The sequence below is a fragment of the Actinomadura chokoriensis genome, from assembly GCF_039529475.1.
Classification (GTDB): Bacteria; Actinomycetota; Actinomycetes; order Streptosporangiales; family Streptosporangiaceae; genus Spirillospora; species Spirillospora bangladeshensis.
Genome location: NZ_BAAAMW010000026.1, coordinates 1 through 25,205 on the forward strand (window position 1 = coordinate 1; position 25,205 = coordinate 25,205).

Annotated in this window: 27 protein-coding genes and 2 pseudogenes; 19 read left to right on the plus strand and 10 right to left on the minus strand. The window is 73.3% G+C overall.

Going from position 1 to position 25,205, the window contains the following annotated elements; translation table 11 throughout:
- The first annotated feature begins 360 nt into the window (after positions 1 to 360).
- The 4 genes from ABFX46_RS36000 to ABFX46_RS36015 all read left to right on the plus strand — a co-directional run bounded on the left by ABFX46_RS36000 (position 361) and on the right by ABFX46_RS36015 (position 4,661).
- Positions 361 to 1,218, plus strand: a complete 858-nt coding sequence (locus ABFX46_RS36000; protein ID WP_346048440.1) for an SAM-dependent methyltransferase — start codon at positions 361 to 363, stop codon at positions 1,216 to 1,218.
- A 115-nt stretch (positions 1,219 to 1,333) separates the two neighbouring features.
- Positions 1,334 to 1,708 carry an ArsR/SmtB family transcription factor gene (locus tag ABFX46_RS36005; RefSeq protein WP_346048441.1) on the plus strand — a complete coding sequence of 125 codons (375 nt, stop codon included), beginning with the start codon at positions 1,334 to 1,336 and terminating at the stop codon, positions 1,706 to 1,708.
- Positions 1,709 to 1,998: 290 nt separating this feature from the next.
- A complete protein-coding gene (locus tag ABFX46_RS36010) occupies positions 1,999 to 2,643 on the plus strand; it encodes a methyltransferase family protein (RefSeq protein ID WP_346048442.1) in 645 nt (214 codons plus the stop codon).
- A gap of 401 nt (positions 2,644 to 3,044) precedes the next feature.
- Positions 3,045 to 4,661 carry an FAD-dependent monooxygenase gene (locus tag ABFX46_RS36015; protein ID WP_346048443.1) on the plus strand — a complete coding sequence of 539 codons (1,617 nt, stop codon included), beginning with the start codon at positions 3,045 to 3,047 and terminating at the stop codon, positions 4,659 to 4,661.
- Between the two features lie 104 nt (positions 4,662 to 4,765).
- Here ABFX46_RS36015 and ABFX46_RS36020 read toward each other — a convergent pair whose 3' ends face one another.
- From ABFX46_RS36020 to ABFX46_RS36035, 4 genes are all read right to left on the minus strand, one after another.
- Positions 4,766 to 5,380, minus strand: coding sequence for a class I SAM-dependent methyltransferase (locus tag ABFX46_RS36020; RefSeq protein ID WP_346048444.1), 615 nt, complete (start codon positions 5,378 to 5,380; stop codon positions 4,766 to 4,768).
- Positions 5,381 to 5,462: 82 nt separating this feature from the next.
- Positions 5,463 to 6,365 carry a sulfite exporter TauE/SafE family protein gene (locus ABFX46_RS36025; RefSeq protein WP_346048569.1) on the minus strand — a complete coding sequence of 301 codons (903 nt, stop codon included), beginning with the start codon at positions 6,363 to 6,365 and terminating at the stop codon, positions 5,463 to 5,465.
- Positions 6,362 to 6,940, minus strand: a complete 579-nt coding sequence (locus tag ABFX46_RS36030) for a rhodanese-like domain-containing protein (RefSeq protein WP_346048445.1) — start codon at positions 6,938 to 6,940, stop codon at positions 6,362 to 6,364. The genes ABFX46_RS36025 and ABFX46_RS36030 overlap by 4 nt, the downstream gene beginning before the upstream one ends.
- An 82-nt stretch (positions 6,941 to 7,022) precedes the next feature.
- Positions 7,023 to 8,384, minus strand: a complete 1,362-nt coding sequence (locus ABFX46_RS36035; RefSeq protein WP_346048446.1) for an MBL fold metallo-hydrolase — start codon at positions 8,382 to 8,384, stop codon at positions 7,023 to 7,025.
- 230 nt (positions 8,385 to 8,614) lie between these two features.
- Here ABFX46_RS36035 and ABFX46_RS36040 point away from each other — a divergent pair, with 230 nt between their 5' ends.
- Positions 8,615 to 8,884 carry a metal-sensitive transcriptional regulator gene (locus tag ABFX46_RS36040; RefSeq protein ID WP_346048447.1) on the plus strand — a complete coding sequence of 90 codons (270 nt, stop codon included), beginning with the start codon at positions 8,615 to 8,617 and terminating at the stop codon, positions 8,882 to 8,884.
- Here the strand turns inward: ABFX46_RS36040 and ABFX46_RS36045 are convergent.
- Together ABFX46_RS36045 and ABFX46_RS36050 are read right to left on the minus strand one after the other, a co-directional pair.
- The gene (locus tag ABFX46_RS36045) at positions 8,868 to 9,104 is read right to left on the minus strand and encodes a hypothetical protein (RefSeq protein WP_346048448.1); all 237 of its coding nucleotides are present in this window, start codon (positions 9,102 to 9,104) and stop codon (positions 8,868 to 8,870) included. The genes ABFX46_RS36040 and ABFX46_RS36045 overlap by 17 nt on opposite strands.
- A 296-nt stretch (positions 9,105 to 9,400) precedes the next feature.
- On the minus strand, positions 9,401 to 9,727 hold the full coding sequence (locus tag ABFX46_RS36050; RefSeq protein ID WP_346048449.1) for a histone-like nucleoid-structuring protein Lsr2: 327 nt from the start codon (positions 9,725 to 9,727) through the stop codon (positions 9,401 to 9,403).
- A gap of 107 nt (positions 9,728 to 9,834) precedes the next feature.
- Between ABFX46_RS36050 and lexA the strand changes: the two genes are divergently transcribed.
- The 9 genes from lexA (at position 9,835) to ABFX46_RS36095 (ending at position 17,802) form a co-directional block, all read left to right on the plus strand.
- Positions 9,835 to 10,497, plus strand: a complete 663-nt coding sequence (lexA, locus tag ABFX46_RS36055; protein ID WP_346048450.1) for a transcriptional repressor LexA — start codon at positions 9,835 to 9,837, stop codon at positions 10,495 to 10,497.
- A gap of 36 nt (positions 10,498 to 10,533) precedes the next feature.
- On the plus strand, positions 10,534 to 11,175 hold the full coding sequence (mftR, locus tag ABFX46_RS36060; protein ID WP_346048451.1) for a mycofactocin system transcriptional regulator: 642 nt from the start codon (positions 10,534 to 10,536) through the stop codon (positions 11,173 to 11,175).
- Positions 11,176 to 11,248: 73 nt separating this feature from the next.
- A complete protein-coding gene (gene mftA / locus ABFX46_RS36065; protein WP_346048453.1) occupies positions 11,249 to 11,371 on the plus strand; it encodes a mycofactocin precursor MftA in 123 nt (40 codons plus the stop codon).
- A gap of 9 nt (positions 11,372 to 11,380) precedes the next feature.
- The gene (gene mftB / locus ABFX46_RS36070) at positions 11,381 to 11,656 is read left to right on the plus strand and encodes a mycofactocin biosynthesis chaperone MftB (RefSeq protein ID WP_163064634.1); all 276 of its coding nucleotides are present in this window, start codon (positions 11,381 to 11,383) and stop codon (positions 11,654 to 11,656) included.
- Entirely contained in the window at positions 11,653 to 12,906 is a 1,254-nt protein-coding gene (mftC, locus tag ABFX46_RS36075) for a mycofactocin radical SAM maturase (RefSeq protein WP_346048454.1), read from the plus strand. The genes mftB and mftC overlap by 4 nt, the downstream gene beginning before the upstream one ends.
- 44 nt (positions 12,907 to 12,950) lie before the next feature.
- Positions 12,951 to 14,156, plus strand: a complete 1,206-nt coding sequence (mftD, locus tag ABFX46_RS36080; RefSeq protein WP_346048455.1) for a pre-mycofactocin synthase MftD — start codon at positions 12,951 to 12,953, stop codon at positions 14,154 to 14,156.
- A gap of 1 nt (position 14,157) precedes the next feature.
- Positions 14,158 to 14,898 carry a mycofactocin biosynthesis peptidyl-dipeptidase MftE gene (mftE, locus tag ABFX46_RS36085; protein WP_346048456.1) on the plus strand — a complete coding sequence of 247 codons (741 nt, stop codon included), beginning with the start codon at positions 14,158 to 14,160 and terminating at the stop codon, positions 14,896 to 14,898.
- Positions 14,895 to 16,319 (plus strand): mycofactocin biosynthesis glycosyltransferase MftF, encoded by a 1,425-nt coding sequence (gene mftF / locus ABFX46_RS36090; RefSeq protein WP_346048457.1) that lies wholly within the window; start codon positions 14,895 to 14,897, stop codon positions 16,317 to 16,319. Before mftE ends, mftF begins: the two co-directional genes overlap by 4 nt.
- A gap of 88 nt (positions 16,320 to 16,407) precedes the next feature.
- Positions 16,408 to 17,802 carry a B12-binding domain-containing radical SAM protein gene (locus tag ABFX46_RS36095; protein ID WP_346048458.1) on the plus strand — a complete coding sequence of 465 codons (1,395 nt, stop codon included), beginning with the start codon at positions 16,408 to 16,410 and terminating at the stop codon, positions 17,800 to 17,802.
- A gap of 15 nt (positions 17,803 to 17,817) precedes the next feature.
- On the opposite strand, the gene ABFX46_RS36100 is transcribed toward ABFX46_RS36095, so the two are convergent.
- A complete protein-coding gene (locus ABFX46_RS36100) occupies positions 17,818 to 18,231 on the minus strand; it encodes an OsmC family protein (protein WP_346048459.1) in 414 nt (137 codons plus the stop codon).
- 149 nt (positions 18,232 to 18,380) lie between these two features.
- On the opposite strand from ABFX46_RS36100, the gene ABFX46_RS36105 reads away from it, so the two are divergent.
- On the plus strand, positions 18,381 to 19,232 hold the full coding sequence (locus ABFX46_RS36105; protein ID WP_346048460.1) for a DUF72 domain-containing protein: 852 nt from the start codon (positions 18,381 to 18,383) through the stop codon (positions 19,230 to 19,232).
- Here the strand turns inward: ABFX46_RS36105 and ABFX46_RS36110 are convergent.
- Entirely contained in the window at positions 19,169 to 19,963 is a 795-nt protein-coding gene (locus ABFX46_RS36110) for a FadR/GntR family transcriptional regulator (RefSeq protein WP_346048461.1), read from the minus strand. The genes ABFX46_RS36105 and ABFX46_RS36110 overlap by 64 nt on opposite strands.
- 136 nt (positions 19,964 to 20,099) lie before the next feature.
- On the opposite strand from ABFX46_RS36110, the gene ABFX46_RS36115 reads away from it, so the two are divergent.
- From ABFX46_RS36115 to ABFX46_RS43645, 4 genes and pseudogenes are all read left to right on the plus strand, one after another.
- A complete protein-coding gene (locus ABFX46_RS36115; RefSeq protein ID WP_346048462.1) occupies positions 20,100 to 21,491 on the plus strand; it encodes a GntP family permease in 1,392 nt (463 codons plus the stop codon).
- A 133-nt stretch (positions 21,492 to 21,624) separates the two neighbouring features.
- Entirely contained in the window at positions 21,625 to 22,245 is a 621-nt protein-coding gene (locus ABFX46_RS36120; RefSeq protein WP_346048463.1) for a CBS domain-containing protein, read from the plus strand.
- Positions 22,246 to 22,460: 215 nt separating this feature from the next.
- Positions 22,461 to 22,736: pseudogene (locus ABFX46_RS43640) on the plus strand (4-hydroxybutyrate CoA-transferase); the annotation flags it as partial.
- A 321-nt stretch (positions 22,737 to 23,057) separates the two neighbouring features.
- Positions 23,058 to 23,477, plus strand: a pseudogene (locus tag ABFX46_RS43645) (acetyl-CoA hydrolase/transferase C-terminal domain-containing protein); the annotation flags it as partial.
- 33 nt (positions 23,478 to 23,510) lie between these two features.
- On the opposite strand, the gene ABFX46_RS36130 reads toward ABFX46_RS43645, so the two are convergent.
- Together ABFX46_RS36130 and ABFX46_RS36135 are read right to left on the minus strand one after the other, a co-directional pair.
- Complete coding sequence (locus tag ABFX46_RS36130) at positions 23,511 to 24,098, minus strand: HU family DNA-binding protein (RefSeq protein ID WP_346048465.1); 588 nt, start codon at positions 24,096 to 24,098, stop codon at positions 23,511 to 23,513.
- 94 nt (positions 24,099 to 24,192) lie between these two features.
- Positions 24,193 to 25,176, minus strand: coding sequence for a glycine betaine ABC transporter substrate-binding protein (locus tag ABFX46_RS36135; RefSeq protein ID WP_346048466.1), 984 nt, complete (start codon positions 25,174 to 25,176; stop codon positions 24,193 to 24,195).
- Between the last annotated feature and the right edge of the window lie 29 nt (positions 25,177 to 25,205).

Below are 25,205 nucleotides of genomic sequence, written 5' to 3' on the forward strand. Positions count from 1 at the left end.
ATGATCCGCTGGGCCGCCATCGGCCTCATGACCCGCCGCCTGGCCCGCGGCGGCCGGCCCGCCGTCCGCCAAGGCCCACGCCCCCTCACATACCAATAACGAGATCCTTCTCAAACACGCACTGAGGCCGAAGACCGACCGGTCCACGCCTGGGGCGCCTTCGACGATCCCCAGCTGGTCCGGGGGGATGAGGAGAAGCGAAACGACGGCGGGACAGCGGGCACCGAGTGATCGTAGCCCTCTGGAGCGGCTGCGAGGGGTGGTGGCCAGGGGTGGACGGGGGCGGAGGAAGATCGGTTGCGGGGTCGGGGCGGCGGTTACCGTTGGCCCGTCGGGCAAGTGACTACGGGATCGGAGCGCATGGTGGCCACCGAAGAGCGTGAATCGCCGATCGAGATCCGTGATGACATACCGGCGTCGGCCCGGGTGTACGGATGGGCGCTCGGCGGTAAGGACAACTACCAGGTCGACCGCGACTTCGCGTTGAAGACCGCGCCCGCCTTTCCCGAGTCGATCGACATCAGCCGGCAGAACCGGCTGTTCCTGTACCGGGCGGTGCGGTATCTGGCCACGGAGGCAGGGATCCGACAGTTCCTCGACATGGGGTGCGGGCTGCCGACCGACAACAACGTCCACCAGGTCGCCCAGCAGTTCGCGCCGGACGCCCGTGTCGTCTACGTCGACATCGACCCGATCGTGCTCGCCTACGGTCGCGCGCTCTTGGCCGGGGACGGCTCGACCGTTGTCATCAACGCCGACTTCCGCGACCTGGACGCCGTCCTCAACCACTCCGAGGTCGAGCGGCTCATCGATTTCGACGAGCCGCTGGCGGTGCTGTTCCTGTCGGTCGGGCACCATCTGACCGACGCCGACGATCCACGCGGCATCCTGCACACCGTCATGGACAGGGCGGTGTCCGGCAGCCACCTGGCGTTCTCGCAGGTCGTCTGCTCCGACCCCGACCGTGCCGCCGAGCTCGACGCACGGATGAACGGCGCCGGCATCCCCTGGCGGAACCGCACCCGCGAGGAGGTCGGCGCGCTTCTGCTGGACGGGCTGGAGCCGGTCGCGCCGGGGCTGGTCAACCTGCTGCACTGGCGACCCGATCCGGACCAGCCGCCCCTGCCGCCCGTCCCCGACGAACTGGCCCAGTTCGCCGGCGCCTCCAGGATGGGACGAGACGTCTGCGAGTACGGCGGCGTCCTGCGAAAGCCGTGACCGGTCTGCGCGCCTCGCGACCGGACCGCTTGGAGCGCATCCGCCGGCTGCGCCTTGACGATCGTCCACGGTTCGGCGCTATCATCGCGATATGGCGATTGATTCCGATTGCGGGATGACTTCGTTGGACGGGCTGGCCCCTGCGGCGGCGCTGTTCCACTCGCTGGCCGATCCGGTGCGGCTGTCGATCGTGCAGCGGCTCGCGCTGGGTGAGGCGCGGGTGGTGGACCTGACCCGCGAGCTGGAGCTGGCCCAGTCCACGGTGTCCAAGCATCTGGCCTGCCTGCGCGGCTGCAAGCTGGTCGACTACCGCGCCGAGGGCCGCCAGTCGTTCTACTCCATCGCCGCGCCCGAACTGCTGGACCTGCTGCGTTCGGCCGAGCACCTGCTGTCCGCCACCGACCGGGCCGTCGCGCTCTGCCCCACCTACGGCGGCGCCGCCGACCGACCGGTCGGCGCCTGCGCCCCCGATTCCGCGCCGCGGGCATGACCGCGCAGTCGCTGGACGCGGCTCCACGGCCCCGGGCGGTCATGGCGCGGCGGATCCGGTGGCCGGCGGACGCGGTCGCCTGGCAGTTCACCGCTCGCATCCCCGAACGGGCCGGAACGACGGGAACAGCGCCTCCGGCGGATCATCGCGCTGCCGTTCTTCGCGCTCGCCGCCTACGTCACCGCTGACTCCGCAGCCGCCGACGACACCGCAATTACCACCGGGCCGGCCTGCGAGCCCGGCTGCGCTTGCTGCTCCTGACCCGCAGTCGTCCCACTCTTCGCCGAACAATGAACTCGGAGGACATCGTGGCCATCGTCGCGCTGGTCGTCTATGCGGTCTGGGCCGTGCTGGCGTTCGGGCTGCGCTCCTTCCTGCAGTGGCGCCGAACCGGCGACACCGGCTTCCGCGGCGCCGGCCTGGACAAGGGGTCCGTGCAGTGGTGGGCCCGGGTGCTGTTCACCGGTGCCCTGCTGATCGGCGCCGCCGGTCCCATCGCCGCCTTGGCCGGGCTGCCTGCCATCACCGTGCTGGACCACGGTGCCATCCAGGCGGTCGGGCTGGCGCTGGCCGCGGCCGGGGTCGTGGCGACGCTGGCTGCGCAGACCTCGATGGGCGCTTCCTGGCGGATCGGCGTCCAGGACGGCGAACGCACCGAACTGGTCACCGGCGGAGCGTTCGCGCTGGCCCGCAATCCCATCTTCACCGCAATGATCGCCACCGCCGCCGGACTGGCCGCGATGGTGCCCAACGCCGTCGCCCTGGCCGGTCTGGTGCTGACCGTGGCGGCGATCGAGATGCAGGTCCGCGCCGTCGAAGAGCCCTACCTGCTGCGCGTGCACGGCGACGCCTACGCCGCCTACGCCGCCCGGATCGGCCGGTTCCTGCCCGGCCTCGGTCGCCTGCCCCTCGCCGACCCGAGTGTCCGGCGGTGACGCGCACGCTGCTGCGGTGAACGTCGCGCCCGCCTGGACGACGGCGGCCTCCGGTTCCCGGCGGCGGCGTTCCTGCTGCTCACCCGGCGGCGGTGGGTGGCGTGGAGCGGGCTCGCAACAGTGGTCGCCGCGCAGAGACATGCGGCGGACGAGGGACGAACTCGCGGATGCCGGGCAGGTCGTCGTCGAGCGCCGCCGCGCTGGGACGGCTCCGACCGGTGCCCGGCCTTCGGCTCGTCTCCCGGTTCTGATGGATTGGATTTTGCCTCTTGTCCGCTGTACGGACAGGTGTACGATTTGAGGGTCGCGCGACCGGCCCGAGTGGTGACGTCTGCTCTCAGCGTGAGAGCAGGGCTCGGAACGGGCTCCCGCCCACGCGGCGACGGGAGGGATGGAATCCGATGGCCGATCACGAGGTTCCGGTGCTCATCGCGGGGGGCAGCCTTGTCGGGCTGACCACCTCGCTCCAGCTGGCGGCGCGCGGAGTCCCGCACATGCTGGTCGAGCAGCACCGGGGTACCGCGATCCACCCCAGGGCCGCCTCGTTCCACCAGGGAACGATGGAGGTCTTCCGCAGCGTCGGCGTGCAGGAGGCCGTCGACGCCGCCGCCGAGCGGGAGTTCGTCCAGAACGGAGCGATCATCGCCGTCGAGAGCCTGGGCGGCAGGGAACTGCAGTACTTCTACCGGTCCTACAACGACGGGGTCGAGGGGCTCAGCCCGACCTCGCGGCTGTTCATCACCCAGATCGGCCTGGAGCCCCTGCTGCGCGACCGCGCGCGGGACCTCGGCGCCGAGCACCGCTTCGGGACCGAGCTCGTCGGCTTCGAACAGGACGACACCGGCGTCACGTCCGTCATACGGTCACGTGACCGCGATGCGGAAGAGACCGTGCGCTCGGAGTACCTCGTCGCGGCCGACGGCGCGCACAGCGCCGTCCGCAAGCGGCTGGGCATCGACATGGCCGGACGCGGCGGCTTCGCCGACTGCGTCACCATCTACTTCAAGGCCGACGTCCGCGAGATGCTCGGCGACCGCAACCTCAGCGTGGTGTACGTCAACCATCCCGAGCTGCTGGGGTTCTTCCGGTTCTCGATCACCGCCGACTCCGGGTTCCTCGCCGTCTTCGCGACCATCGGCCCGGACGGCTCCCGCGACAGCAACGTCGGGGAGGGCATCAGCACCGCCCGGTGCGCGGACCTCGTGCGCACGGCGCTCGGCGCCGGGCCCGACTTCCCCGTCGAGGTCGACAACGTGCAGAGGTGGAGCGCGGCCGCCGCGGCCGCCGAGCGCTTCCGGGACGGGCGCGTCTTCCTCGCCGGTGACGCCGCGCACGTCATGCCGCCGACCGGCGGGTTCGGCGGCAACACCGGGATCGCCGACGCGCACAACCTCGCCTGGAAACTCGCCATGGTGCACGGCGGCGCGGCGGGACCGCGGCTCCTGGACACCTACGACGCGGAACGCAGGCCGATCAGCCGCCTGACCGTCGAGCAGGCGTACACGCGCTACGTCCTCCGGGTGGACTCCTCCCTCCCCAAGGACGATCTGATGGATCCGCTCGATGACGCGTCCATCGAGCTGGGCTTCGTCTACGGCGAGGCCGCCGACTCTTCCGCGGCGACGGAGGAGCCGCCTCTGGAGGACCCGCGCACCCCCACCGGACGGGCCGGCACCCGGGCGCCGCACCTCTCGCTCGAACAGGACGGTGCACCGATCTCAACCCTCGACCTCTTCGGTGAGGGCTTCGTCCTGCTCGCCGGACCGGACGGTCGGGCGTGGTGTGATGCCGCCGCCTCGGTGGCCGCGTCCCTGGGCATCCCGCTGAAGGCCCACACCGTTGCCGCCACCGGCCCGCTCGTCGACAAGGAGGAGCGTTTCGCGGAGGTCTACGGCATCGGGGCTCGCGGGGCCGTGATCGTCCGGCCCGACCGCGTCATCGGCTGGCGGACGGCGGACCCCGCCGACGATCCTCGCGGCACGATCGAGGACGTCATGAACCGGCTCCTGTTCCGCTAGCACCGGGAAGCGGGACGGCCCTGACGATCACTCCCTCGGCCTCCGCGTGCACGGTGTTGGACTCGTGCGTGCGGAGGCCGGGGCGATCGCGTGAAGGACGCGGGTCACTGCCGGCGCGCCAGTAGGAAGGCGTCGATGGCAGTGCGCGGCCCCTCGTCGGTGGCGACCTCCCGCGTCCTGGCCTCCGACCGGAGGATGCCGAGGCCGCTCCCCTCGATGTCGGACGCCGCATCCTGCGCGGTGTACAGCACGGCGGGGTCCTGCGGTCCGCCGACACCGTGCGCCAGGTTGTCGCTGTCGTGGCCCACGACGAGCAGCAGCCCGCCGGGAGCCACCGCGTCGGCGGCGGCACGCAGGGCGGGGCGCCGGACCTCCTCGCCGACCTGCAGATAGGCGACGACCACCAGGTCGTAGGCGTGGCCCGCCGGGGCGTACTCCCGCAGGTCGGCCTCCACCAGCCGGAGGCGGTCGGTGTGGTCGCCGAGGCGCCGCGCGGCGAGCGACCGGGCGCGGGAGAGCCCGACGGCGGAGAAGTCGACCGCGGTGACCGTCCAGCCGCGCTCGGCGAGCCACAGCGCGTTGCGCCCCTCCCCCGCGGCCAGGTCGAGGGCGCGGCCCACCGGAAGGTCCGCGGCGACCTCCTCGACCCACCGGTTGGGCCCGGCCGACCAGACCAGTTCGCTGCCGGCGTACCGGCGGTCCCACCCTGAGCTGTCCACGGTTTCCTCCTCCTGGTTCGGGGCCGGAGAGCGGCCACGTCGATGGGCGTCGGGAACAGTCTCTCCAGTCGGGCCCGGTCGATCACCGACGCACGGGCGGGGCCGCGCGTTCCGCGCTGCGGGCGGCGGGCGGCCCGTGCCGCTTGGCGCCGTGCCTCAGAAGCGCGGCGCTCACCGCCACGACGGCGGCGCCGAGCGCCGCCCAGCCGGCCGGGGTGCCGAAGAGGGCGTCGCGTACCGCCGCCGGCGCCTGCTGGGTCACCACGACCGCGGCCATCACGAGGACGAACCAGCCGAAGGCCCGGCGGAGCCGCTGCGGGTCGACGCGTCCGGCCAGGCGCGAACCGGCGAGGCCGCCGACCACCGCCGCGCCGGCCACCGCGAGCGTCAGCGGCCAGTCGATGTGGACGCTGGAGAGGTAGCCGGCCAGCCCGGCGAAGGACTTCATCGCGATGACCAGCAGCGAGGTGCCGACCGCGGCGGGCATGGACAGACCGCCGAGCAGGACGAGCGCGGGGACGACGAGGAAGCCGCCGCCCGCACCGACCAGCCCGGTGACCAGTCCGACGGTCACCCCTTCGCCCAGGATCCGGAAGATCGGGCGTTCGACGTGCCCGCCCGCGGTGGCGGGACGGCCGCGCAGCATCGCGACCGCGGTCACGGCCATCATCACCGCGAAGGCGGCCAGCAGCACACCGCCCGGTATGTGGGCGGCGAGCCGTCCGCCCGCGTAGGCGCCCGCCATGCCTGCGCCGCCGAACAGGAGCCCGGTGCGCCAGCGGACGCGGTCCGCGCGGGCGTGCGGCAGGACGCCGGCCAGCGAGGTCGCTCCCACCACGAACAGGGACATGGCGATCGCCTGCTTGGTCTCCACACCGGCCACGTAGACCAGGACCGGCACGGTGAGGATGGACCCCCCTCCGCCGAGCAGGCCGAGCGAGACGCCGACGGCGAGCGCGGCGAGCAGGGTCAGCGCGAGCGTCAACACGACCGCCCGTCCCGGAGGAGCGCGACCATGCTCTCGGCGTTGCAGGCCGTCGTGCGGTTGAAGGGCAGCTTGGCGAGGAGCATGCCCATCATGCAGGTGTTGGTGAGGGCCGCGATGGTCAGGCCGGCGCCGACCGCGGCGGCCAGCCATTCCAGCCCCGGCAGGGCGAGCCCGCCGACGACGCCGGTCAGCACGAGGACGCCGGCGACCAGCCGCACCTGCCGTTCCAGGTCCCAGCGGGACCGGTTCCGGTTGAGCGGCGCGCCCGCCGCCTCCCAGGCGGCGATCCCGCCGTCCAGGATGTGCACGTTGGTCATGCCCGCCTCGCCGAGCGCCCGGTCGGCCTGGGCGGCGCGGGCGCCGGTCCGGCAGACGAGCACGACGCCGTCCAGGGAGCCGCGCAGCTCGGCGCGGTGCTCGCGCAGCGTGTCGAGGGGGACGTTGTAGGAGCCGGGGATGTGCGCCGCGGCGAACTCCGCCGGGGTGCGCACGTCCAGCAGGCGGGGCGCGTCCGGGGCGGCGAGGAGGTCGCGCAGGGACGCGGCGTCGATCTTCGGGGACAGGCGGGGCATGGCGGTCTTCCTTCGTCGGAGGGCCGGTCCCGGGCCCGGTGCGGGCCGGGTCCGGAACCAGGGATCGGTGATGGTCTCGAGGTCAGGCGGCGGCGACGACCGGCAGGCCGGCGCGGACGCCGGCGGCGTACTCGTCGTCGACGGCGACCACGCGGCGCCCGGCGGCGGCCAGCAGCGAGGCGGCGATGGCGGCGCGGTAGCCGCCCGCGCAGTGCACCCACACCTCGCCGCCCGGCACCTCGTCCAGGCGCCGCGGCAGGTCCTGCAGCGGGACGTGCACGGCGCCGTCGATGTGCGAGGCGTCCCACTCCTTGGCCCGGCGCACGTCCAGGACCACGACCGGGCGGTGGTGCCGGACGGCGGCGAGTTCCTCGAACGACGCGCGCGGGAAGGAGGCGAGGTCCTCCTCGCCGGCCCAGCGCTCCGGGCCGCCGGTGGCCGACGCGGCCGGGCGGTCGATGCCGATGCGGACCAGCTCGCGCTGGGCGGCCGCCACGTCCTCGGGCGTCTCCCCCAGCAGCGTCAGCGGGGTGCCCCACGGGACGAGCCAGCCGAGGTAGGTGGCGAAACCGCCGTCCAGCCCGAAGTTGAGCGTGCCCGCCATGTGCCCGGCCGCGAACGCCGTGCGGGTCCGCAGGTCGACGACCCACTCCCCCGCCTCGATGCGGCGGCGCAGCTCGGCGGCGTCCGCGCGGCGCGGTTCCGACAGGTCCGGCGCCTCCGGTCCCGCGGTGTTGGCCGGCTCCATGTGGGCGTAGTAGGCCGGCCAGGCGTCCAGCCCGTCCAGCAGGGTCTCGACGTACTCCTTCTCGTCCAGGACGAGGGCCGGGTTGGTGCGCTTCTCCCGCCCGAGCGTCGACGCCGCGGCCTCAGACTGGGTCGCCGAGCAGAAGCTGCCGAACCCGTGGGTGGGGAAGATCTCGGCGTCGTCGGGGAGCTCGCGCGCCAGCCGCCGTGCCGACCCGTACTGGGCGGTCACCAGGTCGTGGGTGTGGTCCGGCCCGAGCAGGTCCGGCCGTCCGGTCGACCCGTAGAGCAGCGAGCCGCCGGTGAACACGGCGGGCGCACGGCCCGGGACGTCGAGGACGTAGGCCAGGTGCGTGAACGTGTGGCCCGGGGTCGCCATGACCCGCACGCGCATCCGCGCGCCGACCTCGACCACGTCGCCGTCGGCCACCGCGTCGTGCTCGAAGGCCACCGGATCGGCCGCGTTGACGTGGTAGGCGGCGCCCGTCGCGCGGGCCAGCGCCAGGCCGCCGGTCACATAGTCGTTGTGGATGTGGGTCTCGAAGACGTCGAGGATCACCACGTCCCGCTCCTCGGCCAGGGCGAGCACCCGGTCGATGTCGCGCTGCGGGTCGATCACGAACGCGACCTCGCCGTCGGTGGCGAAGTAGCTGCGATCCCCGAGCGTCGGGGTGTCGATCGGAACGATCTCGATCACTGGAATGCCTCTCTCCACTCGTCGGGCGGCGCTCTCGCGCATCCCGTGCACGAGGCGGATCCGCGGCGGCGGTGCCGCCGGCCGCCGGCTCCGTACATACCCCTGGGGGTATCTTGGAGGCAGGCTAGGCGAAGAGGAGGGCGATGCGCAAATACCCCCGGGGGTATCACTGGGGAAGACATGGACGGGCGAGCGCCTTATACCCTGGCGGGTATAGAAGGGGGAACGACGTGAAATTCGAGGCGGACTCGCTGGCCGACGTCCTCGTGCGCCTGCGGCGCGCGCAGGGGCAGCTCGGCGGCGTCATCCAGATGATCGAGAACGAGCGGGACTGCAAGGACGTGATCGCCCAGCTCGCGGCGGTCTCCCGGGCACTGGACCGCGCCGGCTTCAAGATCATCGCCACGGGCCTGGAGCAGTGCGTCCGGGAGGGCGCCGACCCCGATCAGGCCCAACTGGACCGCGCTCAACTGGAGAAGCTCTTCATGAGCCTCGCCTGACCGACACGCGCCGCTCTCGCGGCGCGCCCCGGCCGGTCAGGACAGCTCGGCGAACCAGGTAGTTCTCGGAGAGGACGAAATGCCGGTCGCCGGCCGTGGCGGTCGTGCCGCGCCGGTCCAGCAACCGCTGGACGGCGCCGCGCTCGCCGGGCTCCAGCCCGTCCCGGAAGGCCGGGTTGCCGGCGGCGAAGGTGAGCAGGGCCATGGCGACGTGCCCCATGGAGTTCCGCGCGGCCGGGCCGTAGGGGTCCTCGGGTCCTCGGGTCCTCGGTGTTGACGTAGGGCCCGACGTGGAGGAAGCGCACGTCCCGCCGTGAGGTCCTGCAGTTGGCGCGTGAAGCGCTCCAGCACCGCCATCGAGGCCGCCGAGCGCGGCGGCGCTCGCCGGCGCCGACCGCAGGGCCGGCGAGGTGACGCCGACACCGAGGCGGATCCGCTCGGTCGCCTTGGCGCACAGCGCCGGCCCAACGAAGGGATCGCCGTTGACCATCGGCGGACGAGCGGGCCCGGGTCAGCTCAGCGGGCGGCCTCGTACCGCTCGATCACCGTGGCGGGGATGCGGCCGCGGTCGTTGATCTCGATGCCGTTGTCCTTCGCCCACTGGCGGATCTCGGCGCTGCGCTCGCGGGCGCCGGCGCCGCGCGCCGCGGGCCGGCCGCCCCGGACGGCCTTCAGCCGGCGGCCGCTCTCCATGTAGCCGTGCAGCATCCCGCGCAGCCTGCGGGCGTTGTCCTCGCTGAGGTCGATCTCGTACGTCCTGCCGTCGATGGCGAACGACACCGTCTCGTCGGCCTCGCCGCCGTCGAGGTCGTCCGTCTTGATGATGCGAACCTGCCGTGCCATGTGCGCTCCCCGTCTCGTCGTTCTCCCGAGTGACCCCGACCGTAGCCGATTCCGCCGCGCCCCCGAGATCACGGCGGAGCGCCGCCGCCGCCTCTACACTCTCGTCCGTGACCGCTTACAGTGATCTTGATCCGTTCGGGGACCTGGACGCCTCCGCCCTGCCCCCGCGCCAGCAGCGGATCCTCGCCATGATCCGGGACTGGGTGGTCAGGTACGGGTACGCGCCGAGCACGCGCCAGATCGGGGACGCCGTCGGGCTGCGGTCACCGTCGTCGGTGTCGCGGCACCTGGCGAGCCTGGAGGACAAGGGGTTCCTGCGGCGCGGCACCGCGGTGTCGCGGCCGGTCGACACGCGCATGTTCCTGCGGGAGGCGCCGGCGCGGGAGCCGTCCGACGGCCCGGTGGCCGTGCCCGTGGTGGGGCACATCGCCGCCGGCATCCCGATCACGGCCGAGGAGCACGTCGACGACACGCTGGCGCTGCCCCGCGAGATCACCGGGCGCGGCACCGTCTTCGGGCTGCGGGTGCGCGGCGACTCGATGATCGACGCCGCGATCTGCGACGGCGACATCGTCGTGGTCCGCCAGCAGCAGGAGGCGCACTCCGGCCAGATCGTCGCCGCCATGATCGACGGTGAGGCCACGGTGAAGGTGTACCGGCGCCGCGACGGCCACGTCCGGCTCGAACCGCGCAACCCCGCCTACGACGTCATCGACGGCGACGAGGCCGCCGTCCTCGGGGTCGTCGTCTCGGTCATCCGCAGCTGCTGACCCCCGCGCTGCCCGGGGGCGTGGGAAGCTGGTCGGGTGAGCTCGGGAGGCGGGAAGGCCGCCGCACGGCGCGCCATGGGCAGGCCGCGGGTCACCTCGCCGGCCGCCCTGGAGCGGCTGGCCTTCGAGTTGTTCGCGCGCAAGGGGTTCGACGAGACCACGGTCGACGACATCGCGGCGGCGGCGGGGATCGGGCGGCGGACGTTCTTCCGGTACTTCGCGTCCAAGAGCGGCATCGTCTGGGGCGACTTCGACGGCCGGCTCCGGTGGCTGCGCGACCTGTTCGCGGAGGCCGGTCCGGACGTCCCGGCGATGGACGCGGTGCGCCGGGCGGTCGTGGAGTTCAACCGGTTCGATCCGCGGGAGGTGCCCTGGCACCGGCAGCGCATGCAGCTCATCCTCGGGGTGCCGACGCTGCAGGCCGACGCGACGCTGCGCTACGCGTCCTGGCGGGCGGTCGTCACGGAGTTCGTGGCCGCGCGCACCGGCCTGCCCGCGTCGGCGATGGTCCCCCGGCTCGCCGGGCACGTCACGCTGGCCGCCGCCGTCTCGGCCTACGAGCAGTGGCTGGCGGGCGGCGACGAGACGGCGCTGTCCGACCTCCTGGACGAGGCGATCCGGCACGTGGCGGCCGGGCTGGCGCCGGTCGTCGACGGCGCCGCCGCCACCGCGTCCTAGCCGCCCTTCCTTTTGGCACTCGATGCACTTAGTATCCGTGCCAAGGCCGCCGGCCCGCTCTGAGGAGGACGTCTTGGACACCACCGCAACCACCGACCAGATCGAGGACGGCACGCGGGACGAGTCCGCGGAAGCCGAACTCGCCGAATCGCTGATCGAGGAGGTCTCGATCGACGGCATGTGCGGCGTCTACTAGACCGCCGCCATGCCCGGGATCGACCTCGACCGCGCCTGGGACCTGCATCCGCAGGTCTCGGTGCGGCCCGAACCGTTCGGCGCGCTGCTCTACCACTTCGGCACCCGCAAGCTGTCGTTCCTGAAGGACCGCCGGCTGCTGGACGTCGTGCGGAACCTGGAGGACGCGCCCACCGCCCGGGACGCCTGCACGCGGGCCGAGGTCCCCGCGTCCGACCTGCCCCGGTACGGCGCCGCGCTCGGCGCCCTCGCCCGCTCGGCCATGCTCGTGGAAAGGACGCCATGACCGCGGATGCCCCGACGGCGGAGAGCAGGGGAGCCCGGCCCGGAGCGCGGCTGGTCGACCTGTTCGAGTACGGGCTCGACTCGCCGATCTGCCTGACCTGGGAACTGACCTACGCCTGCAACCTGTCCTGCGCGCACTGCCTGTCCAGCTCGGGGCGGCGCGACCCGCGCGAGCTGTCCACGGCCGAGGCCAAGGCCGTCATCGACGAGCTGGAGGCCATGCAGGTCTTCTACGTCAACATCGGCGGCGGTGAGCCGACCGTCCGGCCCGACTTCTGGGAGCTGCTTGACTACGCCACCGCCCACCACGTGGGCGTGAAGTTCTCCACCAACGGGGTGCGCATCACCCCGGAGGCGGCGCGTCGGCTGGCCGCCAACGACTACGTCGACGTGCAGATCTCGCTGGACGGGGCGACCGCCGAGGTCAACGACGCGGTCCGCGGCGCCGGCTCCTACGACACCGCCGTGCGCGCGATGCGCAACCTCGCCGACGCGGGGATGACGAACTTCAAGCTGTCGGTGGTCTGCACCCGGCACAACATCCCGCAGATGGACGAGTTCAAGGCCATCGCCGACGCCTACGGCGCGCAGCTGCGGCTGACGCGGCTGCGTCCGTCCGGCCGGGGCGCCGACGTGTGGGACGAGCTGCACCCCACGCAGGCGCAGCAGCGGGAGCTGTACGACTGGCTCGTCGCGCACGGCGAGGACGTGCTGACCGGCGACTCCTTCTTCCACCTGTCGGCCTACGGGCAGGCGCTGCCGGGGCTGAACCTGTGCGGCGCCGGACGGGTGGTGTGCCTGATCGACCCGGTCGGGGACGTGTACGCCTGCCCGTTCGCCATCCACGAGGAGTTCCTGGCGGGGAACGTCCGCGACGCCGGCGGGTTCACCGGGGTCTGGCGCGAGTCGCAGCTGTTCCAGGACCTGCGGGAGCCCCAGAACGGCGGCGCGTGCACCTCGTGCGCGTTCTACGACACGTGCAAGGGCGGCTGCATGGCGGCCAAGTTCTTCACCGGCCTGCCCTTGGACGGACCCGACCCCGAGTGCGTCCAGGGCCACGGCGAGAAGCTGCTCGCCGGACGGCCCGGCGACCGGTCCGGCATCCCCAGGCCGTCCGCCGACCACTCCCACCGCACCGCCCCCCGCCGGACGGGACCGGTGCCGGTGACGCTCACCCGCCGCCCCGGCCTGGACCGTCCTCCGGTGAGCGACTGCGCCGAAGACCCCCTCGCGGGCCTGCGGCTCGGCTGACCGGGCGTTCCACCCGCCGCCATCTCTGGCTAGGAGACGACACCATGCCGTTGAAGAACCCTTGGTTCGAGACCGTCGCCGAGGCTCAACGCCGGGCCAAGAAGCGGCTGCCCTACATGGTGTACGGCGCGCTGGTCGCCGGGTCGGAGCGCGGACGGACGGTCGACGGCAACACCGCCGCGTTCGCCGAGCTGGGGTTCGCGCCGCACGTCGCCGGCCACCACGCCGACCGGGACCTGGCCACCACGGTGATGGGCGTGGAGACCTCGATGCCGGTGCTGATCTCCCCCACCGGCGTCCAGGCCGTGCATCCGGACGGCGAGGTCGCGGTGGCCCGCGCCGCCGCGAACCGGGGCGTGATCATGGGGCTCAGCTCGTTCGCGAGCAGGCCCGTCGAAGAGGTCGCCGAAGCCAACCCGAACGTGTTCTTCCAGATGTACTGGAGCGGGGACCGCGACACCATGGTCCAGCGCATGGACCGCGCCCGGCGGGCCGGGGCCAAGGCGCTCATCGCCACGCTCGACTGGTCGTTCTCCAACGGCCGCGACTGGGGCAGCCCCACCATCCCCGAGAAGATCGATCTGAAGACCGCGGTGAAGATGGCGCCCGGCGTCCTGCCCCACCCGGGGTGGCTGTGGCGGTTCGCCAGGACCGGACGCATCCCCGACCTCACCACCCCCAACCTCAAGCCGCCGGACGGCCCCGCGCCGACCTTCTTCGGCGCCTACGGCGAATGGATGCAGACCCCGCCTCCCACCTGGGAGGACGTGGCCTGGCTCCGCAAGGAGTGGGGCGGGCCGTTCCTCCTCAAGGGCGTCACCCGGGTCGACGACGCCAAGAAGGCCGTGGACGCCGGTGTCACCGCCCTGTCGGTGTCCAACCACGGCGGCAACAACCTCGACACGACACCCGCCACCATCCGCGTGCTGCCGTCCATCGCCGAAGCGGTCGGCGACCAGATCGAGGTCCTGCTGGACGGCGGCGTCCGGCGCGGCGGCGACGTCGCCAAGGCCCTCGCGCTCGGCGCCCGCGCCGTGCTGATCGGCCGCGCCTACCTGTGGGGCCTGGCCGCCAACGGGCAGGCCGGGGTGGAGAACGTCCTGGACATCATGCGCGGCGGCCTCGACTCCGCCGTGCTCGGCCTCGGCCACTCCTCCGTCCACGAGCTCTGCCGCGACGACCTGTACATCCCGCCCGGTTTCGCGCTGACACTGGGCGGCGAAACCGGCTCCGGCCGTCCCGCGAGCTGACGTGGCCCGCGACCGTGCGCTGGCGGCAGCGGCCTGGCCGGACGTCGGAGACGCTCCGCCGGTCCTGGTCCCGGTCGGCTCGACCGAGCAGCACGGACCGCACCTTCCCCTCTCCACCGACACCGTGATCGCCCAGGCCGTCGCCGAGGGCGCGGCCGGCGCGCTGCCCGGAGCGCGGGTGCTGGTCGCGCCCGCGATCCCCTACGGCGCCAGCGGCGAGCACGCCGGCTTCCCCGGCACGGTCTCGATCGGCCACGCGGCGCTGGACGCGCTGCTCGTGGAGACGGTGCGCTCGCTGGCGCTGTGGGCCGGGAGGGTCGTCTTCGTCAACGGCCACGGCGGCAACGTCCCCACCCTGGACGCCGCTGTGGGCCGGATGCGCGCCGAAGGCCACGACACCGCCTGGACCGGGTGCGAAACCCCCGGCGGCGACGCCCACGCCGGATTCACCGAGACCTCGGTCATGCTGCACCTGGCACCGCACCTGGTCCGGCCGTTCGGCGCCGTCACCGGCAACACGCGCCCGCTGGGCGAGCTGATGCCCGACCTGATCGCAAGCGGCGTCCGCGCCGCCTCGCCGTCCGGGGTGCTCGGCGATCCGGCGGGAGCGTCCGCCGACCGGGGGCGGGAGATCGTGGCGGCCATGGTGGCGTCCGTCGCGGGACGCGTCGAGGGCGGGCGCGTGGACGCCCGCGGGCGCCTGCTGGAGCCGGGCGTCACGTCCCCGGGGCGCCGGGCATGAGCGGCCGCCGGCGTTCCTGGCCGCTTCCCGCGGACTTCCCCGTGGCGCTGGACGCGGGCACGTCCCTCTGGGCGGACGGCCTCGTGGCGACCGGCGGCTCGCCCTGGAGGCTGGTGCGGCTCCACGAGGCCGCCCGGCCGCATCTCGCGGCGCTGCGCCGCGCGGGCGGCGGGGGTCTGGCCGACCCCTCGCCCACCGGGCGCGCGCTGGCCCGCCGGCTCCTCGACTACGGGCTGGCCCGGCCGGTCCCGGCCCCGCGCACCGGCCCGCACGACGTGACGGTCGTGATCCCGGCCTACGGACGCGCCGGCGAGCTGGAGCGGTGCCTGGCCTCCGTGGCGGGCGTCCCGGTGATCGTCGTGGACGACGGCACGCCCGACCCCGGACCGCTGCGCCGCGCCGCCGCCGCGCACGGTGCCCGCCTGGTCCGGCACGACCGCAACCGCGGGCCCGCCGCCGCGCGCAACACCGGGCTGCGGCTCGCGGAGACCCCGTTCGTGGCGTTCGTCGACTCCGACTGCCGGCCCGCGCCCGGCTGGCTGGACGTCCTCATGCCGCACTTCGACGACCCGCGCGTCGCGGCCGTCGCGCCCCGGATCGTGCCGCGCGCCAGCGACGCCCGGCTGCTGGCCCGCTACGAGGCCGCCCGGTCGTCGCTCGACCTCGGCCTCCGGCCGGCCCTGGTGCGTCCGGGCGGGAAGCTCGGCTTCGTGCCCACCGCGACGCTGCTCGTGCGGGTGGCGGCGCTCGACGGATGCGTCTTCGACGAGGACCTGCGGCTCGGCGAGGACGTCGACTTCGTCTGGCGACTGAGCGATCGCGGGTGGAACGTCCGCTACGAGCCCTCGACTCACGCCGCGCACACGCCGCGGCTGCACCCGGTGGCGTGGGCGAGGCGGCGACACGAGTACGGCACGTCCGCCGCCGAGCTGGCCCGCCGCCATCCCGGCAGGCTCGCGCCCGCCCGTCCCTCGGTGTGGAACCTCGCCGCCTTCGGCCTGCTCGCCCGCGGGCACCCGGTCCCGGCGGCCGCGTGCGCGGGCCTCGCCACCGCGCTGCTGGCCAAGCGCCTCTCCGGGCTGCCGACGGGCTGGGACCTCGCCGCGACCATCGTCGCCAAGGGGGCCGCCGCCGACGCCGCCACGGTCGGGCAGATGCTGCGCCGCGAGTGGTGGCCCGTCGGCCTGCTCGCCCTGGCCGCCTCCCCGCGCAGCCGCGCCGCCCGCGCGGCGACGGTCCTCATGGCCGCTCCCATCGCGCTGGAGTGGGTGACGCGGCGTCCCGCCATCGGCCCGGTCCGCTACGCCGCCCTGCGCCTGGCCGAGGACGTCGCCTACGGGTCCGGTGTCACGGCGTCGGCGGCGCGCGCCCGCTCCGCCGCCCCCCTGCTCCCCGACGTCCGGCTCCCCCGGCGGTCGTGATCCGCCCCGGGGGGCACCGGCACGGGATCTTCACACGATCTGCGCACCGCGACCGCCAACGGCGCGGCTCCGCGGCGTCCAATGGGGCATGCGCGTGAAGATGATCCTGCCGGCCCTGACCGAGGCGACCTCGCCCTTCTTCCGGCCGATCAAGTACTCGCTGTTCCCGCCGCTGGGCCTCGCCACGCTCGCCGGGTACCTCGGCCCGGACGACGAGGTGACGATCACCGACGAGCACGTGCAGAAGGTCGACACGTCCGACGAGCCCGACCTCGTGGTGATCCAGGTGTACATCACCTCGGCGCGGCGCGCCTACGAGCTGGCCGACCTGTACCGCGGCCGCGGCGCCCACGTGTGCCTGGGCGGGCTGCACGTCACCTCGCTCCCGGACGAGGCCGCCCGGCACGCGGACACGGTCTTCTGCGGTCCGGGCGAGGACATCTGGCCGCGCTTCCTCTCCGACCTGCGCGCCGGCCGTCCCGCGGCGCGCTACGACTCGTCCGAGCGGACGCTCGCGGGGCTGCCGCCGATCCGCCGCGACCTGATCGCCCGCGAGCGGTACCTGGTGCCGAACTCGATCGTGGTGTCGCGCGGCTGCCCGCACGTGTGCGACTTCTGCTACAAGGAGGCGTTCTTCGAGGGCGGCAAGTCCTTCTACACCCAGACCGTCGACGCGGCGCTCGCGGAGATCGACCGGCTGCCCGGCCGGCACCTGTACTTCCTGGACGACCACCTGTTCGGCAACGCCCGGTTCGCCTCCGCGCTGTTCGACGGGATGCGCGGGATGGGACGGCTGTGGCAGGCGGCGGGGACGGTCAAGGCGGTGCTGCGTCCCGGGCTGCTGGAGAAGGCCGCCGAGTCCGGGCTGCGCAGCCTGTTCGTCGGGTTCGAGACCGTCAACGCCGGCAACCTCACCGAGCAGCGCAAATGGCAGAACATCGACCGCGACTACGGCGCGGTGGTCCGCCGGCTGCACGACAACGGCGTGATGGTCAACGGCAGCTTCGTGTTCGGCATGGACGAGGACGACCCCGCCGTCTTCGACCGCACGGTGGAGTGGGCGATCGGCCAGGGCATCGAGACCGCGACCTTCCACATCCTGACCCCGTATCCGGGCACGCGGCTCTACGACCGGATGGCGAAGGCCGACCGGCTCCTCCACTCCGACTGGGACAGGTACGACACCCGGACGGTCGTCTTCAGGCCCGCGAAGATGACCGCGCGGCAGCTGGAGGACGGCTACTGGCGCGCCTACCGCGACTTCTACCGGTGGGGGTCCATCCTGCGCGGCGCCGCCACCAAGCCGACCCTGCGCGGCAAGGCACGGCACGCCGCCTACGCGGGCGGCTGGAAGAAGTTCGAGCCCGCCTGGGACCTCGTCATCCGCGCCAGGCGGGCCGGCCGCGCGCTGCCGCTCCTGGAGACGGTCCTGGCCGGCTTCGGCAGCCGCCCCGCGCACCGGGCCGGGCGGCGCACGGCGTGAAGAACGGAACAGGGGTCAGGCGGCGCGGGCCTCGCCCGCCAGGTGCACGCCGATGCGCGGCGCGTCGATGATCGAGTTGTGCACGGTGCAGCGGTCGACGGCGGCGACCAGCCCGTCGACCTCCACGGCCGAGAGCCGGGCGGGCGGGCGCACCCGCAGGTCGACGTGCGACACGCGGGTCGGGACGGTCGGGCTCATCGTGTAGCCGGCGGTGATCTCCAGCCCCGCCGCGGGCAGGCCGTGCCTGGACAGGTACCGGCGCGCGTAGTGCGCCGCGCTGGCCGCCAGCGCCGCGACGAACAGCTCCAGCGGCGTCGGCCCGACGTCCATCCCGCCCGCCGAGTACGGCTGGTCCACGTGGATCACGTGGTCCCGGACGAGCACGGCGAAGGCGTCGTTCTCGCGGTGGACGACCAGAATCTCCCTCACCCGGACCATCTCCTCTGCTCGTGGTGGCGTGTACTCCAGCTTCCGACCGCGGCGGCGCACCGGGGTAGTGCCGAAGGTCCCGGGCACGCGGGACGCTCGGCACCGACGGACGTTCGGCACCGGCGGGAAGTTCGGTAGCGTCGGGCGGCATGCGGGTTCATGTGGGGTGCGCGATGTGGGCGCACGCGCGGTGGCAGGGCCGGTTCCTGCCGCCGTCGCTGCCGCCGGGCGAGCGGCTGCGCGCCTACGCGAGCTGGTGCGACGCGGTGGAGGGCAACACCACCTTCTACGCGACGCCGGCGCGGAGCGCGGTGGAGTCGTGGGCGGAGCAGACCGCCCCGGACTTCCGGTTCGTGGTGAAGCTGCCGAAGACGGTCACGCACGAGCGGCGGCTCACCGGGGCCGGCGAGGAGCTGCGGTCGTTCCTGTGGGCGATGGAGCCGCTGGAGTCGCGGACCCACGCCCTCTGGATCCAGCTGCCCGGCTCGCTCGGCCCCGGGGACGTCGGGACGCTGGCCGCGTTCCTGCGCGGGCTGCCGGCCGCGCACCGCTGCGCCGTCGAGGTGCGGCACCGGGCGTTCTTCGAGGACGCGGGATGCGCGCGCGACCTGGAGCGGGTGCTCGGCCGGGCCGGCGCCGAGTGGGTCCCGTTCGACACCACCGCCTTCTTCCAGAGCCCGCCGACCAGCGACGCCGAGCGGGACGCGTGGACGAAGAAGCCGCGCGTGCCGCGCCGGTCGGACGCGCTCACCGACCGTCCGATCGTCCGGTACCTCGGGCGGGACGACACCGAGCGCACCGTCGAGGGCTGGCGGTTCTGGGTGGAGAAGGCGGCCGAGTGGGTGCGCGAGGGGCGGTCCCCGACCGTGTTCGTCCACACGCCGGACAACGCGGACGCCCTCGCGCTGGCCCGCCGGTTCCACGACGAGGTGCGGGCTCAGGCGCCGGAGGTGGAGCCGCTCCCCGAGCCGGTGCCGGCGGAGCCGCCGACGCTGTTCTGACCACCGCCGTTCTCGTCACCGGCGTGCTGGTCAACGCCGTCCAGCATCGCCCGCGTGGCCTCGTCGACGATGTCGCGCATGGCGCGCTCGGCGGCGTCGGCGTCGCCCGCCTGGACGGCCTGCGCCACCTCCGCGTGCCAGCGGATCGCGGCCGGCTCCGGGTGGGCGGGCATCAGGTGGTGGTGGGTGCGGCCCGCGAGGACGGCGGCGACCACGCCGCTGAGCGCGGCCATCATCTCGTTGCCGGACGCCTCCAGCAGCGTCCGGTGGAACAGGACGTCGGCGGTGAGGTAGGACTCCAGGTCGCCCGACCGGCCGTGCACCGCCATCTCCATGACCGCTCCGGTCAGCGCGCCGCACTGCGCGGGCGTGGCGCGGCGGGCGGCGAGCGCGGCGGCGACCGGTTCCAGCCCGCGGCGCAGCTCGCCGAGGGAGCGCAGCTGCTCGTCGCGGCCCGGGCCGTCCAGCCGCCAGCCGATGATCTGCGGGTCGAACACGTTCCAGCGCGCCCGCTCGGCGACGGTGACGCCGACCCGGCGGCGGCTCGTGACCATGCCCATCGACTCCAGGACGCGGATCGCCTCCCGCACCACCGAGCGGGACACGCCGAACCGGTCCTCCAGCTGCTCGATCCGCAGCACCTCTCCGGCGCCGAGCTCGCCGGACGTGATCAGCGTGCCGAGCCGGTCGAGGACGCTGCCGTGCAGCCCGGCCTGCGGGTGGTCCACCATGGCCCAATCATCACACGAAGCGCCGTCCCGCTTGCTTAAAAGTATGCTTTTTCGCTTCCGCCCCTTGTAATGAGCAGGTCATAAAGTCACACTCGGGCAGACATCATCTTCGCCACGCTCCCAGGGAGGATGACGAATGCACCCGATCCTGCTGGCCGCGGCGCCGGCGGCGTCGAGCGGGCGGCTCGTGCCGGCGGCCCTCGCCGGCATCGCGCTGATCGTCGTACTGATCACCTACTTCAAGGTCCACCCCTTCCTGAGCCTCACGCTCGGCGCGCTGCTGGTCGGCGGCATCGCGGGGCTCCCCATGTCCGACGCGATCGACGCCTTCGGCAAGGGCTTCGGCGACACCGCGGCCGGCGTCGGCGCGCTCATCGCGCTCGGCGCGATGTTCGGCAAGCTGCTGGCCGACTCCGGCGGCGCCGACCAGATCGTCGACACGATCGTCGGGCGGTCGCGGCGCGCGTTCCTCCCGTGGGCGATGGCCCTCGTCGGCGCGCTGATCGGGCTGCCGATGTTCTTCGAGATCGGCCTCGTCCTGCTGATGCCGGTCATCTTCCTGGTGGCGCGCCGCTCGGGGCTGTCGCTGATCGCGGTCGGCATCCCGGCGCTCGCCGGCCTGTCGGCGATGCACGGGCTCGTCCCGCCGCACCCCGGCCCGCTCGTCGCCATCGACGCGCTCAAGGCCGACCTCGGCCTCACCCTCGGTTTCGGCGTGCTGGTCGCGATCCCGACGATCGCGCTGTCCGGGCCGGTGTTCGCCCGGTACGCGGCCCGCTGGGTGGACGTCATGCCGCCCCACCTCTACATCGACCGGGCCGAGGAGGAGGGGAAGAGCGCCGAGGACGAGATCCTGCGGCACCGCCCGTCCTTCCCCATCACGCTGGCCACCGTCCTCCTGCCCGTGGTGCTGATGCTGGGCAAGGCCATCGCCGACATCACCCTGGACGAGGGCGACGGCGTCCGCACCGTCCTCGACAACCTCGGCACCCCGCTGATCGCGCTGCTCATCGCGGTCGTCGTCGGCATGTTCACGTTCGGCCTCGGCGCCGGCATGAACCGGCGGTCGATCTCGGCGTCGCTGACCGAGTCGCTGCCGCCCATCGCCGGGGTCCTGCTGATCGTGGCGGCCGGCGGCGGCTTCAAGCAGACGCTGATCGCGACCGGGATCGGCGAGCTGGTCGCCGACTGGGTCAAGGACAGCGGCTTCTCGGTGCTGTTCCTCGCCTGGCTGGTCGCCGTCCTGATCCGGCTCGCCACCGGCTCGGCGACCGTCGCGACCGTCACCGCCGCCGGCATCCTCGCCCCGCTGACCGGGTCGCTGGACAGCGGCGAGACGTCGCTGCTCGTGCTCGCGATCGGCGCCGGCTCGCTGTTCTTCTCGCACGTCAACGACGCGGGCTTCTGGCTGGTGAAGGAGTACTTCGGGCTCGGCGTCGGGCAGACCGTCAAGTCGTGGTCGCTGATGGAGACCGTCGTCTCGGTGTGCGGGCTGGTCTTCGTCCTGCTGCTGAGCATCGTCGTCTAGCCCGGCCGGGGCCCGGGATCGGGACGTTCGGCCCTGGGCCCCGGCCGGCACGACGGACGATCATGGACGGGCAGGGTCGGGACCGTCCCGCCCGGGTAGGTGAACGGCGTCCTCGCCGGAAGGAGAAGAGGCCATGCTGGTCCGGGAGGCGATGACCTCGCCCGTCGTCACGGTCCCGCCGTCCGCCACGATCCGCCAGGCGATCCGCGTCCTGCACGAGCACGCGATCACCGCCCTGCCCGTCGTGGACGGCGCCGGGCGGCTCGTCGGCATCGTCAGCGAGATGGACCTCCTGCGCGGCGTGTTCGAGCGGGACCCGCGCGCCTTCGCCCGGCCGGTCGCCACGACCGACGCCCCCGCGCCGCGCCTGGTGGAGGAGGTCATGACCCGCGACGTCGAGACCGCGCGGCCCACCACGGACGTCGCGACGCTCGCCGACACGATGATGCGGACGCGGATCAAGAGCGTCCCGGTGGTGGCCGACTCCGGGCTCGTCGGCATCGTCAGCCGCCGCGACCTCATCGCGATCCTCGCCCGCGGCGACGCCCGCATCCGCGACGACGTGCTCGCCGCGATCGGCGAGTACGGACCGGACGGGCGGCACTGGGACGTGTCCGTCCGCGACGGCGCCGTCGAACTGAGCGGCGGCGGCGCGGACGAGCCCGCCCGCCGGATCGCCGACATCCTCGCCCGCACCGTACCCGGCGTCACCCGCGTGTCGATCCGGGAGACCACCGCCCGGGGGCATGCCTGATGCGCGTCATATCCGAATCCCACCTCGGCGCCGTCCTCGCGGGCCTGCCGGGACGGCCGCGCGTGGTCGCGGGCGGCAACTTCGCCGCCCCGCGCCGCGCCCTCGCCGTCCTGGACGGGGCCGCCGCCGAGTACCGGCTGTTCATGCTGAACGCGCAGGGCGACCTGCCGGAGCGCGACGGCGTGGACCTGGAGACGCCGTTCGTCGGTGCCGGCATGCGGGGCAAGGCGAACCTGCGGTACTTCCCGTCGCGGCTGTCGCTCGTCCCGAACCTGCTGAAGGGGCCGCTGCCGCCCGACGTCGTGATCGTCCAGACGTCCACGCCGCGCGACGGGACCGTGTCCCTCGGCATCGAGGTCAACATCCTGCCCGCCGCCGTGGAGGCGGTGCGGGCCCGCGGCGGGCTCGTCATCGCCCAGCTCAACCCGCGGATGCCGCACACCTTCGGGGACGCCGTCATGACGGTCGACGAGATCGACTACGCGATCGAGTCGGACGAGCCCCTCGCGAGCCCGGTGCCGCGCCCGCCGGGCGACGTCGCCCGCGAGATCGGCGGCCGGGTGGCGGCGCTCGTCCCCGAGCGGGGGACGCTGCAGCTCGGCATCGGCGCCGTCCCGGACGCGGTGCTCGCCTCCCTGCTCGACCGCCGCGGCCTCGGGATCTGGTCGGAGATGTTCAGCGACGGCGTCCTCGCGCTGGAGAAGGCCGGGGCGCTCGACCCCGACACGCCGATCACCGCCTCGTTCGCCTTCGGCGGCGAGGAGCTCTACGACTGGGCCGACCGCAACGAGCGCGTCCGGATGCTGCGCACCGAGAAGACCAACGACCCGAGCCTGATCGCGCGGCGGCCCCGGCTGGTGTCGGTGAACTCGGCGCTCCAGGTCGACCTGTACGCGCAGGCCAACGCCAGCCGGGTGCGCGGGGTGATCTACTCGGGGTTCGGCGGGCAGACCGACTTCGTGGTGGGCGCGCTGCACTCCCCCGGCGGCCGGGCGGTCATCGCGCTCCCGTCCTGGCACCCGAAGGCGGACGTGTCCACGGTCATCCCGCGGCTGTCGGGGCCGGTCACCTCGTTCCAGCACAGCTTCATCGTGAGCGAGCAGGGCACCGCCACGATCTGGGGCCGGGACGCGCTGTCGCAGGCCCAGCAGATCGTCGACCGGGTGGCGCACCCGGCCGCACGCGACGCACTACGCGACGAGGGCCGCGAACTGGGCTTCCCCCTCCACTGACTGTTATTCGCCGGCTTGCTACTTGCCGGCGTGCTACTTGCCGGCCTTGACGCGGTCCTTCGCCTTGCCCGCCTTCTTCTTCGAGCCCTTGGCGCTCTTGGCGTTCTTGGCGTTCTTGCCGTCCTTCGCGGGCAGGGAGGCGACCGCCTCGGCCTTCGCGGAGGGCTTCGCCGGCTCGGCGTTCCTCTTGGCCTTCTTGGCGCCCTTTCCGTCCTTGGCGTTCTTTCCGTTCTTGCCGGCCTTGGGCTTCTTCGCGGCCGGCGCCTCGGCCTCGATCGCCACCGTCACCGCGGCCTCCGCCTCCGGGGCGGCGGCGGGCTCCACGGCGGGCGCCGGGCCGGGGGCGTCGCCGGCGACGCGGTTGCGGAACGTCTGCCCGGTGCGGAACCGCGGCACCTGCGCGGCGGGCACCTCGACCGGCAGCCCGGTGCGCGGGTTGCGGGCGCTGCGGGCCGGGCGGGCGAAGCTGTCGAACGTCCCGAACCCGGTCACGATGACGCGCTCCCCGGCGGACACGCGGTCCATCACGGTGTCGAACACGGCGTCCACGTGCCGGCGGGCGGCGGACTCGTCGCTCCCCGCGCGCTCCGCCACGGCCTTGACCAGTTCACTGCGGTTCATGCGCCATGCCCTTCACTGTGGCGATATGTGCTGCTCAGCGTAGTGCGGCGGGGCGGCCGGGACCCGGCAATCGGCATCCCGGCCCGCGTTTCCCTCACTTTCCGATGAACCCCTTGGACTGGAGCCACGTCTCGGCGACCTCCGCGGGCTGCTTGCCCTTGATATCGACCTCGCCGTTGAGCTCTTGCAGAACCGAGTCCGTCAGCGCCGCCGCGATCGGGTCCGCGATCTTCCCGATGGCGGGGTTCTTCCGGTAGACCGAGTCCCGGACGGTGAGAGCCGGGTTGTAGACGGGGAAGAAGCTCTTGTCGTCCGGAACGGGCGTCAGAGCCAGCGCCTTGATGCGTCCGTCCGTCGTGGCGACCTCCCCGAAATTGCAGGGATCGCCCTTCCCGATGGCGTCGTAGATGGCGCCTTCGGCCAATGTCGCGACGTTCGCCTTGGGGAGCGTGAACCCGTACGCCTTCTGGAGGCCGGGCCACCCGTCGCTGCGTCCGGCGAACTCGCTCGCCACGCAGGTGGACGCCTTCGACGGATCGCGCTTGGCCAGCGCCGCATAGTCCGACAGATTCTCGATGCCGAGTTGCCGCATGGTCGCCGTCTTCACGGCGATGGCGTAGGTGTTGTTCGCGGGCGCCGCCCCAAGCCACTTGACCTGGTTCTTCGCCAGGTCCTGCTCGGCGACCGCCTTGTACTGCGCGGCCGGGTCGCCGATCGGCTCGGTCTGCTTCAGGTAGTTGATCCAGGCCGTCCCCGTGTACTCCCAGTACATGTCGATGCTGCCGGACGTCAGCGCCGCGCGCGTGGTGTTGCTGCCCTGCAGGCCGCACTTCTCGTGGACGGTCGCGCCCGCCGACCGCAGCGCGAGCGCGGTGACCTGGCACAGGACGAGCTGCTCGGTGAACTCCTTGGACCCGACGGTGAGCGTGGCGCCCTTCAGCGAGTTGCCCTCGGCCAGGCTGCCCGCCTTGGCCTCGGTGCCGCTGGAGCTGAAGCATCCGGCGGTCAGGGCGAGGGTGGCGACGGAGGCGGCGACGGACGCGGCAATGCGGGAGGTTCCGGACGGGAGCAAGCGCATGGGTGACTCTCCTCAGGGGTTCGACCCCT